At 66.3% G+C, this 12,902-nt stretch carries 13 protein-coding genes; 4 read left to right on the top strand and 9 right to left on the bottom strand.

All coding sequences use genetic code 11. From position 1 onward, the window contains the following. Window positions 1–5: 5 nt before the first annotated feature. Window positions 6–737, bottom strand: coding sequence for a DUF2793 domain-containing protein (locus JJ918_RS05970; protein WP_291884560.1), 732 nt, complete (start codon window positions 735–737; stop codon window positions 6–8). Between the two features lie 160 nt (window positions 738–897). Here JJ918_RS05970 and JJ918_RS05975 point away from each other — a divergent pair, with 160 nt between their 5' ends. Both JJ918_RS05975 and scpA read left to right on the top strand, forming a co-directional pair. Next, window positions 898–2,331, top strand: coding sequence for a methylmalonyl-CoA mutase family protein (locus tag JJ918_RS05975; protein ID WP_291884561.1), 1,434 nt, complete (start codon window positions 898–900; stop codon window positions 2,329–2,331). Then, window positions 2,328–4,472: a methylmalonyl-CoA mutase gene (gene scpA, locus JJ918_RS05980; protein ID WP_291884562.1), complete on the top strand. Its 2,145-nt coding sequence runs from the start codon at window positions 2,328–2,330 to the stop codon at window positions 4,470–4,472. The genes JJ918_RS05975 and scpA overlap by 4 nt, the downstream gene beginning before the upstream one ends. Window positions 4,473–4,630: 158 nt before the next feature. Here the strand turns inward: scpA and JJ918_RS05985 are convergent, their stop codons facing one another. The 3 genes from JJ918_RS05985 to JJ918_RS05995 all read right to left on the bottom strand — a co-directional run bounded on the left by JJ918_RS05985 (window position 4,631) and on the right by JJ918_RS05995 (window position 6,172). Beyond that, window positions 4,631–5,299: a hypothetical protein gene (locus JJ918_RS05985; RefSeq protein ID WP_291884563.1), complete on the bottom strand. Its 669-nt coding sequence runs from the start codon at window positions 5,297–5,299 to the stop codon at window positions 4,631–4,633. Window positions 5,300–5,420: 121 nt separating this feature from the next. Then, window positions 5,421–5,819, bottom strand: a complete 399-nt coding sequence (locus JJ918_RS05990) for a hypothetical protein (RefSeq protein WP_291884564.1) — start codon at window positions 5,817–5,819, stop codon at window positions 5,421–5,423. Between the two features lie 20 nt (window positions 5,820–5,839). Further along, entirely contained in the window at window positions 5,840–6,172 is a 333-nt protein-coding gene (locus tag JJ918_RS05995) for a hypothetical protein (RefSeq protein ID WP_291884565.1), read from the bottom strand. 220 nt (window positions 6,173–6,392) lie between these two features. On the opposite strand from JJ918_RS05995, the gene JJ918_RS06000 reads away from it, so the two are divergent. Further along, complete coding sequence (locus JJ918_RS06000) at window positions 6,393–6,665, top strand: hypothetical protein (RefSeq protein WP_291884566.1); 273 nt, start codon at window positions 6,393–6,395, stop codon at window positions 6,663–6,665. An 85-nt stretch (window positions 6,666–6,750) separates the two neighbouring features. Here JJ918_RS06000 and JJ918_RS06005 read toward each other — a convergent pair whose 3' ends face one another. Further along, on the bottom strand, window positions 6,751–7,197 hold the full coding sequence (locus tag JJ918_RS06005) for a hypothetical protein (protein WP_291884567.1): 447 nt from the start codon (window positions 7,195–7,197) through the stop codon (window positions 6,751–6,753). Between the two features lie 164 nt (window positions 7,198–7,361). Between JJ918_RS06005 and JJ918_RS06010 the strand changes: the two genes are divergently transcribed. Then, window positions 7,362–7,835 (top strand): hypothetical protein, encoded by a 474-nt coding sequence (locus tag JJ918_RS06010; protein ID WP_271186055.1) that lies wholly within the window; start codon window positions 7,362–7,364, stop codon window positions 7,833–7,835. Window positions 7,836–7,843: 8 nt separating this feature from the next. Here the strand turns inward: JJ918_RS06010 and JJ918_RS06015 are convergent, their stop codons facing one another. The 4 genes from JJ918_RS06015 to JJ918_RS06030 all read right to left on the bottom strand — a co-directional run bounded on the left by JJ918_RS06015 (window position 7,844) and on the right by JJ918_RS06030 (window position 12,630). Next, the gene (locus JJ918_RS06015; protein WP_291884568.1) at window positions 7,844–8,209 is read right to left on the bottom strand and encodes an MmcQ/YjbR family DNA-binding protein; all 366 of its coding nucleotides are present in this window, start codon (window positions 8,207–8,209) and stop codon (window positions 7,844–7,846) included. Between the two features lie 9 nt (window positions 8,210–8,218). Further along, window positions 8,219–8,815, bottom strand: coding sequence for a hypothetical protein (locus tag JJ918_RS06020; protein ID WP_291884569.1), 597 nt, complete (start codon window positions 8,813–8,815; stop codon window positions 8,219–8,221). Window positions 8,816–8,818: 3 nt separating this feature from the next. Next, window positions 8,819–9,868 carry a hypothetical protein gene (locus tag JJ918_RS06025; RefSeq protein ID WP_291884570.1) on the bottom strand — a complete coding sequence of 350 codons (1,050 nt, stop codon included), beginning with the start codon at window positions 9,866–9,868 and terminating at the stop codon, window positions 8,819–8,821. A gap of 212 nt (window positions 9,869–10,080) precedes the next feature. After that, entirely contained in the window at window positions 10,081–12,630 is a 2,550-nt protein-coding gene (locus JJ918_RS06030) for a TonB-dependent receptor (RefSeq protein WP_291884571.1), read from the bottom strand. Between the last annotated feature and the right edge of the window lie 272 nt (window positions 12,631–12,902).

Here is a 12,902-nt window from a genome sequence, read left to right on the forward strand (position 1 = left end):
GCACGTCAAACCGCAGGCGCCACCGGCCGCCAGGCATGGATGGCGATGGCGACGCTGCCGCCGGTGAAGTCGCCGCCATTCGCGGTCAGCTCGACCGGCGTGTCGGCGTAGAAGGCCGTGGGTCCGATCACGCCGATATTGCTGGCGCCGGGCGACACCCCCAGCGAACCGCCGAATTTCGACGCCTCGCCGGATATCCCGCAATCGAAAGAGGCCGCACCGGTGATCGCGCTGCGCGTGGTCACCGAGACGGCGAACACGATGGAGCGCGCCGGGATGACCACGCTGCTGGCAACGCTGGCACCGGAAAGCCCGGTCAATATGTCCTCGATCAGTACGGCTTCGGTCGCCGCGCCACCCTCGCCAGCCGTCAGGACCGTGTTCGCGGCCGCGGCGATCCAGGCATTGCGGCCTGCATCGAAGGCCACGCTGCGCGCCTCGTCACGCACATGTACCCGCCAGCCGTCCGCCGGCACAATCGCTGTCCAGAAACCGTCGCGCCAGATCGCCAGCGTGCCCGCTGCCATCGCCGCCCAGTCATCGCCGCTGGCGCCGGCCGGCACGATCCAGACATCGCCCTCGCCGGGCGCGCCGGGCTGGACGGTCAGTGTGCGGCTTTCCACACAGGCCTGTGTGAGGGCGTCGAGCCGCAGTAGCGCCTCGTTCACGGTGACATGTTTTTGCGCCTGGGCCGGCATGACCAGCGGCAGGGACAGGTTGGGTGTGGTTTCGCTCATGCTGATGCTCTCCCGGTTTGTGCCGTCATTGTGCAGCCGGTTTGACGTGCGGGGATTTCCCCGCGCACTGTCCACGCACCGCAGCGCCTCTTGACGCACGCGACGTGCGCGCCTTTTCTCCGCGCCAGAACAAGAACACACGTTTCGAGGACAATCGCGCATGACCGACGATATCCGCGCCCTGGCCGGGGGATTTCCGGCCTTGAGCCCACAGGATTGGCGGCCGCTCGCCGAGAAGGCGCTGCGGGGCGCGGACTTCGAGGAGGCGCTGTCGCGCACCACGGTTGACGGGATTGATCGCGGACCGGTCTTCTTCAACAGGCCCGAGGGTGCACATGCAGTCGACGCGGCTCCGCGCGACCTCCACCTGCCCTGGGGCATGCGCCAGACCCTGGTCGAAGCGACGCCGGACGCCGCCAATGCCGCGGCGCTGGCCGATCTGATGGGCGGTGTATCGGAGCTGGAATTGCGGCTCGATCCGGAAGGCCGCTTCGGTCTCAAGGCCAATGATGTCGATCTGATGGACGCCGCCCTGAAGGGCGTTGATCTCACCCTCGCCCCCATTCACCTGGACAGTCTGGGCGGCCAGGGCCACCACGCCCATGTCTTCCTGACCCTGATGGCGCGGCGCCGGGTCGATGGCGAGCAGATCGAGGGCGGGCTGGGCATATCCCCGGTCGAGCGCGCCGCGCGCCAGGGCGTGATGCTGGACGATCAGTGCGTCCCCAAGGCGATCGAGATTGCCGAACTCGCCCATGCCGCCTTCCCCAATCTGAAAATCTTCCGCGCCGATGCCGCCCTGGCCTTCGAGGCCGGCGGCAGCGAGGTGCAGGAACTGGCGATGATGGCCGCCTCGGCCGCGACCTATATCCGCCTTGCCCTCAAGGCCGGGCTGGATGCCGACGCCGCCGCGCGTTCGGTCGAAGCGCGCCTGGTGGCCGATACCGACATCCACCTCACCATCGCCAAGCTGCGCGCCGCCCGTCGCATCTTTGCCCGCATCGCGGAGAGCTTCGGCGCGTCGGACAATGCCCGCCGTCTCAGCCTGCATGCCACCACCGCGCGCCGCATGCTGTCGGCCAGGGACCCGTGGACCAATCTCATCCGCAATGCCTGCGCCGGCTTTGCCGCAGCCGCCGGCGGCGCCGACGCAATCACCGTGCGACCGCTGACCGAAGCGATCGGCCGGCCGACACCCTTTGCCCGCCGCGTCGCGCGCAATCTCCACATCCTGCTGGCCGAGGAGAGCCATCTGGGCAAGGTGACCGACCCGGCCGCCGGATCGTATCTGCACCAAAGTCTCGCCGACGCGCTGGCGCAGAAGGCTTGGGTCCTGTTCCAGGAAATCGAGGCCAAGGGCGGGCTCGCCTCGGCGCTATCCTCGGAATGGTTCCAGTCGGAAATCGCCAAATCCCGCCGGGCACACCTCAACCGCTACGAGGCCGGCACCGACCAGATCCTGGGCGTGACGCAATATGCCGACCCGGATCCGCGCGCCGTGGAGACCGACGGCCTCTGGCCCGATGACGACCTGCCCGCCCGCGCCCTCGCCCCGATCCGCTTTGCCGCTCAGTTCGAGGAGGCCGCCCAATGACCCGTCCCGGCCCCGACTTCACCCAAATCGATCTCGGCGACGCGCAGAATCCCGGCAGCGGATCGCGCGAGCCCTGGGAAACCGCCGAAGGCATTGCCGTGAAATCGCAATACCGGGCGGAGGATGCCGCCGGGATCGATTTCACCGGCTCCATCCCGGGTGCAACGCCCTTCGTGCGCGGCCCCTATCCGACCATGTTCCTGCAGCGTCCCTGGACGATCCGGCAATATGCCGGCTTCTCCACGGCCGAGGATTCCAACGCCTTCTACCGCCGCAATCTGGCGGCCGGCCAGAAGGGCCTCTCCGTCGCCTTCGACCTGGCCACCCACCGCGGCTATGACAGCGACCACCCGCGCGTGTCCGGCGATGTCGGCATGGCCGGCGTGGCGATCGACAGCATCTACGACACGCGCACCCTGTTCGACGGCATCCCGCTGGACGAGATGTCGGTCTCGATGACCATGAATGGCGCGGTTCTGCCGGTGATGGCGCTCTATATCGTCGCCGCCGAGGAACAGGGCGTGAGCCCGGACAAGCTCTCGGGGACGATCCAGAACGACATCCTCAAGGAGTTCATGGTCCGCAACACCTACATCTATCCGCCGCGGCCCTCGATGCGGATCATCTCCGACATTTTCGAATACACCTCGACCCACATGCCGCGGTTCAATTCGATCTCGATCTCCGGCTATCACATGCAGGAAGCCGGCGCGCCGGCCGACCTGGAACTGGCCTACACGATCGCGGACGGTCTGGAATACATCGCCACCGGTATCGAGGCTGGACTGGACGTCGACGCTTTCGCGCCGCGCCTCTCCTTCTTCTTCGGCATCGGCATGAATGTCTTCATGGAGATCGCCAAGCTGCGCGCCGCCCGCCTCCTGTGGGCCAAGCTGGTGAAAGAGCGCTTCTCGCCCAAATCCGACAAGTCGATCTGCCTGCGTACGCACTGCCAGACCTCGGGCTGGTCGCTGGCCGCCCAGGATGTGTTCAACAATGTCGGCCGCACGGCGCTGGAAGCCATCGCCGCTGTCGACGGTCACACCCAGTCGCTGCACACCAATTCGCTGGACGAGGCGCTGGCCCTGCCGACCGATTTCTCGGCCCGGATCGCCCGCAACACCCAGCTCCTTCTGGCCGGTGAAGCGCATCTGTGCGACGCGATCGATCCCTGGGGCGGCAGCCATTACATCGAACGGCTCACCCATGATCTCGCCGCCCGCGCGCTGGACCATATCGCCGAAGTCGACGAGCTGGGCGGCATGGCCAAGGCAATCGAGGCCGGCATTCCCAAACTGCGGATCGAGGAAGCCGCCGCGCGCACCCAGGCGCTGATCGATAGCGGCCGCCAGACCATCACCGGCGTCAACAAGTTCCGCCTGGACGAGGAAGAGGACGTGCCCGTCCTCAAGGTCGACAATTACATGGTCCGCAAGCAGCAGATCGAGAAGTTGGAACGCCTGCGCGCCGAACGCGATCCGGCCGCCGTCGAGGCTGCCCTCAACGCGCTGGCCGAAGGCGCCCGCACCGGCGAGGGCAATCTGCTCGCCCTCTCCGTCGACGCGGCCCGCGCGAAAGCCACCGTCGGCGAAATCTCCGATGCAATGGAGACCGCCTTCAATCGTCATGTCGCCAAGATCAAGGGCGTGACCGGCGTCTATGGCGCAGCGGCCGGCGAGGACGACAAGGTGAAACGCGCCCTCGCCCTGGCCGAAGCCTTTGCGAAACGCCATGGGCGCAAGCCGAAAATCCTGATCGCCAAGCTCGGCCAGGACGGCCATGACCGCGGCCAGAAAGTCGTCGCCTCGGCCTATACCGATCTGGGCTGGGATGTGGTGATCGGCCCGCTCTTCCAGACGCCGGATGAAGCCGCTGAACTCGCAGTGTCGGAGAGTGTCGATGCGGCAGCGGCCTCATCGCTCGCTGCCGGACACCTCACCCTCGTGCCGGAACTGCGCGACGCGCTGCGCGACAAGGGGCGCGAGGACATCCTGGTGATTGTCGGCGGCGTGATCCCGCCGGATGACGAACCCGTGCTGCGCCAGATGGGCGCCGCCGCCGTCTTCCCGCCCGGCACCGTGATCGCGGACTCGGCCCTCATCATGCTGGAACGCATGGGGATGGAGGAAGAGGAGGCGTAGGGCTTCCCCTGCGTCAGCGGGGGAAGTGGCCGAACCCGGCGTCTGCCGGGTGAGGTCGAAGGGGGTGAGTCTGCGCGATCATACGCTCTGCGGTGCTTCGCGCCGCCCCCTCAGTCCGCTACGCGGACAGCTCCCCCGCAAGCGGGGCGAGCCCTCCCTCAAATCACCAGCCCGTGCAGCGCCAGCCAGGCGAAGCCGAAATAGAGGGCGGAGAGGATGGCGGTCATGCCGGCGCCGGTGAGGAAATAGGGTTTCAGGGTCGGCCAGGAGAGCCCGTGGGCGATGGCGGCGACCTCGCGGGCGATCTCCTCGACCAGCCGGTCGCGCTTCTGCCCGGCCAGCGCCAGCAGAAGATCGTCATGCCAGAGCTGCGGTTGCTGGGCGCTCTCTGCCAGCACTTCGTCGAAGGTCTGGGCGGCAATGATCTCGGCCACGGTCAGGCGCGGGCGCCAGCCATGCTTGCGCAGCTCGCTGGCGGCGAAGCTCAGGGTCGGCCAGAGCATGTAGAGATCGCGAATCAGATAGGCCGTCAGCAGCGCCAGCAGCATCGCGCCATAGAGCCAGCCCTGCAGCACACCCAGCCGCTCCAGCGCGACCACGCCCAGCAGCAGACCCGCCTTGACGACCAGGGCGATGGAAAAGCGCCGCAGATGGTCGACCACGAAGCCGCGCGCCTGGGTGCGGATGCGTTCGCGCACTTCCGCACCGGCGCGCTGGACCAGCGCCGCCTTCTTCTTTTCGACCTGGCCGGCCAGCAATTTGCGCCCGATGAAGACGCCACCGGACACCGCCGACACGACCAGCGTGGCGATCCTGAATACGCTCATCGTCCCTACCGTCTGCGGACCGCGCACCGGCGGCCCTGTCATGCCCTGATCGCGCGATTCTGGCGCCAACTGGCGGCGAAATCGCGGCAAGGCCTGACGACTAGATAGAAATCGCGGCCGTTCAGAGCAAACCGGCGATGACACGCTGCACACCCCGGGAGGCGTTTTCCGGATCCCGGGCCACGACATAGCCGGCGGCCAGCGCGATCGCGACAGCGCTGAGCGGATGCTTCTTGACGATGTGCTGCACAGTATCGAAGGGCAGGTCCGCCAGGGTTTCTGCCGCCAGGCTCTCGGCCTGGTGCGCTTCGGCCTCGGCCGGTTTGTAGGGCAGGAGGAAGAAATAGAGGCACAGGCAGGACAGGCCGATCAACACAGCCCCGACGCTCACCGTCGCCCAGGCCAGTCCGAGGACCGGCGTCAGCACGACAACCAGCGCATAGGCCATGGACAACGCCCCGGCAAAGCCGAACAGGGCGCCGCCCACAGCGGCCAGTAATCTGAGCTTGGCCTTTTCCATGACGCGATCCTCGTGCTGCCCTAGCGGCGCGAGGAGACGTAGGAGAGGAGCGCGCCGACGCCCATCGCAATACCGATGGCGGCCAGCGGGTTCTCGCGCACCTTGTCCTCGACCGTGGTGCGCGCCTCGTCGACACCCTGCTGGGCGCGTTCGGACCATTCCTTCGAGCGCTCGATACCCTCGCGCGACTTGGCGGAGGCGTAGCTTCCCGTATCCGAAAGCAGTTTCGACAGATCGCCGCGCAGCGCCTTCAGGTCATTGCGCAGTTCGTCGATATCGGAATCCACGGACTTGGCGGCATCCTTGGCGTTCTGCTGGCCCGCCGCGATCTTGGTCTCGGTCTTGGTCGGCATTGTGCGTACTCCTTCGGCTGCTTCCGGTTCGGGTTCCTCTTTGCAACACCTGCCGCGGACAATCGTTCCATCATTCCGCGCATTCATGCAGATCGCCGCTCCCCGGTCGCAAACGGGCGGGCCCGGGCGGAACGCTTGCCCGGTTTCACACGTTGTCCTTGCAGTTGGCCGGCTGTGTACCGACCCCCGCGTATCGAGCCGGCGCCTCCGGGAGCCACCCATGCCGATGAAGCGCATATTCAGGACTGCTCACCGCCCCGCCAAGCGTGCGGCCGGTTATGCGCTGATCGGGCTTGGCAGCGTGCTCGCAATCACACCGCTTCCCGCCGGCATCCTGCTGGCCGGGGTCGGCGCGGCGATCCTGATACCAGCCGACTCGGGGTTCCGGCGCTGGGTACGCGAGCGCCGGCGCAGCTCGAAATGGCTCGACGGCACATTGAACCGGATCGGTCACGCCGCGCCCGGCTCTCTGGGCCGCTATCTCATCCGGTGAGGCGGGCAGCATGCGAACGCGGCCACCCGGACAGAGGACGGGCCGCGCACAGCCGCCCGTCCCCCCGACCAGCCTTGCGGCCGGATCAGCTTTCGATCAGGCAGTTGGTGGTGTCGTCGAGCGTGGTCATCACGCGCGATTCGGGATGGTCATAGCCCATCGAGATCTGGAACATCACCCGGAAGACATGCTGCTCCTCCAGGGTCGCCGGCACACCATCCGACATGAAGGCGTAGATGCCCTGGATCCCCAGCGGGAACAGGTCGACCGCCGTTCCCTGAACCGTCGAGCTCGCCGACATCATCATGGATTGCGGATCGATGCGATACTCGGTGGTGACGCTCTGGCCAATCCAGTCGCCATAGTTGGCCTGGCAATCGGCGTCGCGCGACGGGTCCGGCTGGCCCGTCTGGTTCATCGCCGAGATCGACTGCAATTCCAGCGTGACGTCGCCGGTATGGTCGTCCGCCATGGCCGATCCGGCGAACAGCGCCGCAGCAAGGCCTGCACTCACAATCATGTGTCGTTTCATCGTCAGCCCCTTTTCCATTTACGGGGGAATTCCCGTTCTACATATCTACAGGTTGCGCACCCGCGCGACAATCCGCCGTGCGCGAACAGGCATCCGGTTCATCGCAGCGTCAGCCTGGATGTGTCACAGTGAAAGCCGGACACAGCAAAGCGAGGTTATCCGACATGCGCTCCCTTATCTGCCTGATTGCGCTTGCATCCGTGACGGCCTGCGCCTCGACGCCGACCGCCTATCAGCCGATGGCCGGCGGCGATCGCGGTTATTCGGAAATGCGCATCGAACAGGACCGCTACCGCATCCGCTTTGCCGCCGGCAGCGATGCCTCCTTCCAGCTGGCCGAAGACTATGCCCTGCGCCGGGCGGCCGAGATCACCCTGCGCGACGGCGGCGACTGGTTCCTCGTGGTCGGCCGCGCCCGCGACGGCAATGACCGCGATCCGGTCGGCGTCGGCGGCTCGGTCGGCCAGACCTGGGGATCCGGCGGATTCCGCGCCTCAGGCGTCGGCATCGGGCTGCGCTTTGACGGCAGTGCGGGCGAAAAGGAAGTGATGCTGGAAATCGTCGTGCGGTCCGGCGAACGGCCGCAGGATCCGCAGGCTTATGATGCCCGCGCCATCCTGGACTTTGCACCGCGTTAGCGGCGCGCCTACTCCGCCAGAAGGCCCAGCTCGCGCTGCTTCTTCTTGCTGAGACCGGACGCGACCAGCTCGTGCGACTTGGCGATATAGGCCTGAAGATCGCTATCCGGCAGGCCGGGCGTGTCATAGTGCTGGATCCAGCTCATCCCGCGCGAGGCGAGATAGGGCGCCGGGCGCAAGCCGGGCTGCTCCTGCAGGATTTCGAAGGAAAGCGGTGTGACTTTGAAGGTGATACCGGGATAGTCCCGCAATCCCCAGCCGCCGATGGCGAACACCTTGCCGCCGACCTTCCAGACATTCGCATTCCCCCACTGCACCACATGCGTGGTGGCAGGCAATGAGGCGCAATAGGCGTTGAATTCGTCTTCGGTCATGGCCGGATGTCAGCCGGCAAGATCGCGCGCCTGGCTGACCCAGTTGTCGCGCTCGATCCGGCCGCGGCCATTGATGCGATCGTCCCAGACTTCCACGTCGGATTCGCTCCAGGCGGCGATCTGGGCGAAGGTCGTGACGCCGCCAGCCTTGAGCGCAGCTTCGGCCTTGGGACCCAGCCCCTTGATCCGGGTGAGATCGTCCTCGCCGGACACCTCCTCCGCCTTTGCCGGCGTCTCGGCGACAGCAGCGGGCTTCGGGGCAGCCTTTTTCGGGGCGGCCGGCTTGGGTGCGGTCGCCGGTTTGGCTTTCGCCTTCGGCCTGGGCGCAGCTTCAGCAGCAGGCTCGAGCTCGGACGCCTCAGGCGTCGCGGGCGCCGCCGGTGCGACCTGGGGCGCGGCCTCGGCAGACGGTGCGCTGCGGGCCGACGCCTCGCCGAGACGGCGAGCGAGATTCTCGTTCTCCTGACGCAGGCGGGCATTGTCGGCCTGGGCCTTATCGGCGTCGATGCTGCGCGCATCGCCGCTCCAGACGAGATAGCCCACCAGGAGCCCCAGTCCGGAGAAGATCACCAGCAGAACGCCCATTTGCCAGATCAGCCAGAACATGCGTCAGTCCTCATTCGTCGAGATGGTGAATGATATCGCCGCATCCTGGTCCTGCACCAGTTCGACAGCGATACGCGGAGCTTCGGCGCCGCCGGCATCGACCAGCCGGCTCACCTCGGCAATGCGCGCCTGGTCCAGACCGGCCTGCACGGCTTCGCGCAGCACGCCGACCGTCAGGACCGCATCGGCAGGACAGGCGGCAAAGGCGCGCGCCACACGGCGCAGCGCAACGACCGTCAACGGGCTCGGCGCCGCACCGGCCCGGTCGAAGCGCAGATTCTCCGTACCCTGGGCCGCGCGCACAACGGCGGCACACCCGTTGACATCGGCGATGCGGCTGACCGTCGGTGCGCCTGCCGGCATGACGATCCAGGCGGCCTCATAGGGCTCGGGCATGCTGGACAGCGCAGAGGCGACCGACTGGGCGATCTGCGGATTGGCGGCCTCACCGACCAGGGCGCCGGTTTCCGACTGCAGCACGATTGCACCCCGATCGAGCCGCGCCAGCTGGCCGAGCAGTCGCCGCGCCGCAGCTTCCCACTCCGGTGCGGCACCGCCGCCCGGAACAAGGGTGAGATCGGTATCCGCCCCGTTGGCAAAGGTTGTTTCGGCGAAGGACGCGATGGCCTCGCGGGCCGCCGCGTCGGTGGCGTCGCCGCGAATCAGCACCCGGCCATTTACCGCCATATCGGCCCGGAAAACGAATCCGTGCCGCAGGCGCGCTTCGACCGTCTCGTCCGTCACAGTGGTGACCCCGCCGGCCACCCGGCCGCCGGACCAGGTCGACGCCATCACAGTCGCCAGGGCATCGTCACGCGCCGTGCCGCTGGGCGCAGCACCGGTCAGAATGGCGTGCTGCCCGTCGAAACGGACCGCCGCCCAGTCATGTCCACGCAGGCTCAACGCCTGCTCTGCATTGGCCGTAAGCCGGTCCTCGAGCGCGCGGATCGAAAACGGACCGACGCTCATTGCGAGGGCCGACACGGCAACCAGCCCGGCAATCGCTGCGAGGAGGATCCGGCGTTGTCTCGGTGTCGTGGCGAAAGTCGTCATTGCGTGAAAAACCGTCCCGCGGAGCATACAACCGACAGATATCGGCGGTTTCAGGGCAAGCCTGCACCGGAATTACCATTAAAAATTCGGCATCTCCAGAGGGCAAACCCCAGATTGGGCACTCGATTGCCGCAACGCACAAACGCAGCGGCGAAAAAGAAGAGGGCCGCAGCACCGGCTGCGGCCCTCCCCTGTTCGGATTGCGCAGCCGGTTAGCGGCGGACGCGCAGGGTCACGCCATAGGTCCGCGGACGGCCCAGGAAGGCGTTGAAGGAACCGGACTGGAACGGTGCATCGAAGCCGACCTGGATGTAGTCCTCGTCGGTGATGTTCTGGCTCCACAGTTCCAGGTTCCAGCTGTCATCGACCGCGCCGATACCGACACGGGCGTTGAACAGGGCATAACCGTCCTGGATCTTTTCCGGGTCGAGGTCGGAACCGGTGTTCTGCTCCGACATCCAGCGGCCGTCGAGGTGGGCCAGCCAGCCCATGCCGTTCTCGAACGTGCCTTCATAGGTGATCGCGCCGGAGGCATACCATTCCGGAGCGAGCGAGAAGTTCTGGCCCGACAGACGGTCCACGTCCGGCGTACCGGTGGCGGGGAACTCGTCATAGGTGGCGTCGGCATAGGTGACACCGCCCTGCAGGGTCAGACCGTCAATCTCGCGCGGCAGCCACAGCAGTTCCAGCTCAGCACCCTGGGTGGAGGCACCCGGGATCGACGTCACGAAGAAGCCGATGCCGTTGAACGTGTTCAGCTGGTAGTTCTCGAACTCCGAGGAGAAGAGATAGAAGTTGGCCAGCACGCTGTCATTGGCCCACTCGGTCTTGATACCGATTTCGAAGCTGTCGACCGTCTCCGCGTCGAAGGAGGCCGGATAGAGCTCCGGATTGGCAATGACGGCTTCGAAGTCCACCGCGTTGCTGCCGGCCTGAGTGAAGCGGTCGAGGTTGAAACCGCCAGCCTTGTAGCCGCGCGAATACGTGCCGTACATCAGCAGGTCTTCGTTGAAGCGGTGCGACAGCGAGAGCAGGCCCGACATCTCCTCTTCCTCAAGCGACTGCGTGTGGTCGATCATGGAATAGACGTCGCGGCTCTGCGGCAGGCACGAGAAAGTGCCGAACTGGGCCAGCGTTGCCCCCGGCAGACCGGTCGCGCCGGACAGGGCGCCAAGCAGGGCCTGGTTACCCGGCGAAGCGAAGTTGAGGGCCGGACCGAAAGCGTGTTCCCACACCGCACAGGCCGGGCTGTCGCTGTCGCTCCAGTCGAAGGTCGCCGTCTTCTCGGTCGAGGTGTAGCGCAGACCGAAGGTCAGGTCCGTCGCGTCCGTCATGTGCCACGTATTGTGGGTGAAGAAGGACAGGGCCTCGGCTTCCTGATTGTAATAATCGCCGCCGGAATTCCACGCACCGGCCGGAATGGCTTGGCCCGGCGCCAGCGGGGAGAAGCCCGGGACCGGGTTTCCGAACGCAGCCGAGACAGCCGCCACGCCATTGGCGAGGTCGGCCACGGTCGTTGCGGAGGCACCGCCGGAGGCGAGCAGCGACAGGAAGGGTTCGAAGGCCGCACCGACGACGATGCTGTCACGGCGTTCCAGGGTTTCGTCGGAGAAATAGGTACCGACCATCCAGTCGAAATTCTCGGTCGCACCGGACAGGCGCGCCTCGAAGGTCGTCACACCGACGTCGACCGTGTTGTCTTCCGGCAGGCGGTAGACGATGTCGGCGCCGGTGAAGTCGACGTCCTGGCCGCTGGTGATGCCGAAGGAACGGTCAGAGGCGATCACGGTCAGGTCGAAATTCTCGAACGCCCAGTTCAACTCGCCGGAGAAACCGTAGTCCTCGATCTGCTGCAGCGTGGTGCGGTTCGCCTGGACGACGCGGCTGAACGGATCTTCCTGGCCCGGCAGCGGACGGCCGCCCGGCTGCAGGGCATTGATGATGCCGGCCGTCGGACCGGAGACGATTGCCGCACCGACACAGCAATCCTCGTCACGGTCGGTATAGTCGGCGCTGAGCAGCAGGTTCACATCGTCGGAGATGTCGAACAGGAGCTGGCCGTTGATCGTGTAGAAATCCTGGTTGGCATCCTCGGTCTCGCTGCGCGGACCGTTGAAGGTCTCGACCGACTGGAAGCCGTCACGCGCGCGGCGGGCGACATAGATACGGCCGGCAACATTCTCGGAGAGGCCGCCGGTCATGCCGCCGGCAACGCCCCAGCCATCGGCTTCGCCGCCGGACAGGGTGGCTTCGGCATGGGCGCCGAACTCGTATTCCGGACGCTTGGTGACGACGTTGATGATACCGGCGGAAGTGTTGGCGCCGAACAGCGTACCTTGCGGGCCGCGCAGCACTTCGATGCGCTCGATTTCGCCGAGATCGCCGAAGCCGACACCGTTACGGGCGCGCGGCACGCCGTTGATGACGACGCCGACTGAGGATTCGAGACCCGGGTTGTCACCCACGGTACCGATGCCGCGGATACGGGCGGTCGTCTGGAACTCGTTCGAGGTCGAGGTGACGTTCAGGCCAGGCGCGATAACGGCGAGGTCTTTGAGGTCGCGAACGCCGGCATTGGTGAGGAGTTCCTCGTTGTACGCCGTAACGGCGACCGGAACGTCCTGGATGCCTTCTTCGCGTTTCTGAGCCGTGACGGTGATGACATCGACCGTGCGGCCTTCATTCTGGGCCGCGGCGTGACCGGCCGTCAGCGCAGCCGCCGAGGCGGCGGCGAACAGAATCGTGCGCTTCGTGAGTGACATGCTTTAACTACCTCCCGTATCGGCGGTCATTGCCGCCGTTTTGTTTTGAACGCGGACGAGCCGACGCCGTCCGGTTCTTCTCCGAACACTTCTCGATATACCGGGTCGGCCCGGGCTGAAAAGGCGCGATGGCCGCCTGCAGACCGGCAGAACGCTTTGCGTGTCGGTTTTCCACCGCCATGTTGCAGGACTGTCACATCACAACCCGCAGCAGCGCCATTGCTGGCGCCTCGAAGGCGGGCTTAGATGGCCGGGTATTCGAGGAGACCGCG

Source organism: Maricaulis sp., from assembly GCF_017642925.1.
Classification (GTDB): domain Bacteria; phylum Pseudomonadota; class Alphaproteobacteria; order Caulobacterales; family Maricaulaceae; genus Maricaulis.

Excerpts from the sequence above, each read along its gene's own strand:
- JJ918_RS05970 (WP_291884560.1), bottom strand. The coding sequence starts at position 737 with ATGAGCGAAACCACACCCAACCTGTCCCTGCCGCTGGTCATGCCGGCC.
- JJ918_RS05975 (WP_291884561.1), top strand. The coding sequence starts at position 898 with ATGACCGACGATATCCGCGCCCTGGCCGGGGGATTTCCGGCCTTGAGC.
- scpA (WP_291884562.1), top strand. The coding sequence starts at position 2,328 with ATGACCCGTCCCGGCCCCGACTTCACCCAAATCGATCTCGGCGACGCG.
- JJ918_RS05985 (WP_291884563.1), bottom strand. The coding sequence starts at position 5,299 with ATGAGCGTATTCAGGATCGCCACGCTGGTCGTGTCGGCGGTGTCCGGT.
- JJ918_RS05990 (WP_291884564.1), bottom strand. The coding sequence starts at position 5,819 with ATGGAAAAGGCCAAGCTCAGATTACTGGCCGCTGTGGGCGGCGCCCTG.
- JJ918_RS05995 (WP_291884565.1), bottom strand. The coding sequence starts at position 6,172 with ATGCCGACCAAGACCGAGACCAAGATCGCGGCGGGCCAGCAGAACGCC.
- JJ918_RS06000 (WP_291884566.1), top strand. The coding sequence starts at position 6,393 with ATGCCGATGAAGCGCATATTCAGGACTGCTCACCGCCCCGCCAAGCGT.
- JJ918_RS06005 (WP_291884567.1), bottom strand. The coding sequence starts at position 7,197 with ATGAAACGACACATGATTGTGAGTGCAGGCCTTGCTGCGGCGCTGTTC.
- JJ918_RS06010 (WP_271186055.1), top strand. The coding sequence starts at position 7,362 with ATGCGCTCCCTTATCTGCCTGATTGCGCTTGCATCCGTGACGGCCTGC.
- JJ918_RS06015 (WP_291884568.1), bottom strand. The coding sequence starts at position 8,209 with ATGACCGAAGACGAATTCAACGCCTATTGCGCCTCATTGCCTGCCACC.
- JJ918_RS06020 (WP_291884569.1), bottom strand. The coding sequence starts at position 8,815 with ATGTTCTGGCTGATCTGGCAAATGGGCGTTCTGCTGGTGATCTTCTCC.
- JJ918_RS06025 (WP_291884570.1), bottom strand. The coding sequence starts at position 9,868 with ATGACGACTTTCGCCACGACACCGAGACAACGCCGGATCCTCCTCGCA.
- JJ918_RS06030 (WP_291884571.1), bottom strand. The coding sequence starts at position 12,630 with ATGTCACTCACGAAGCGCACGATTCTGTTCGCCGCCGCCTCGGCGGCT.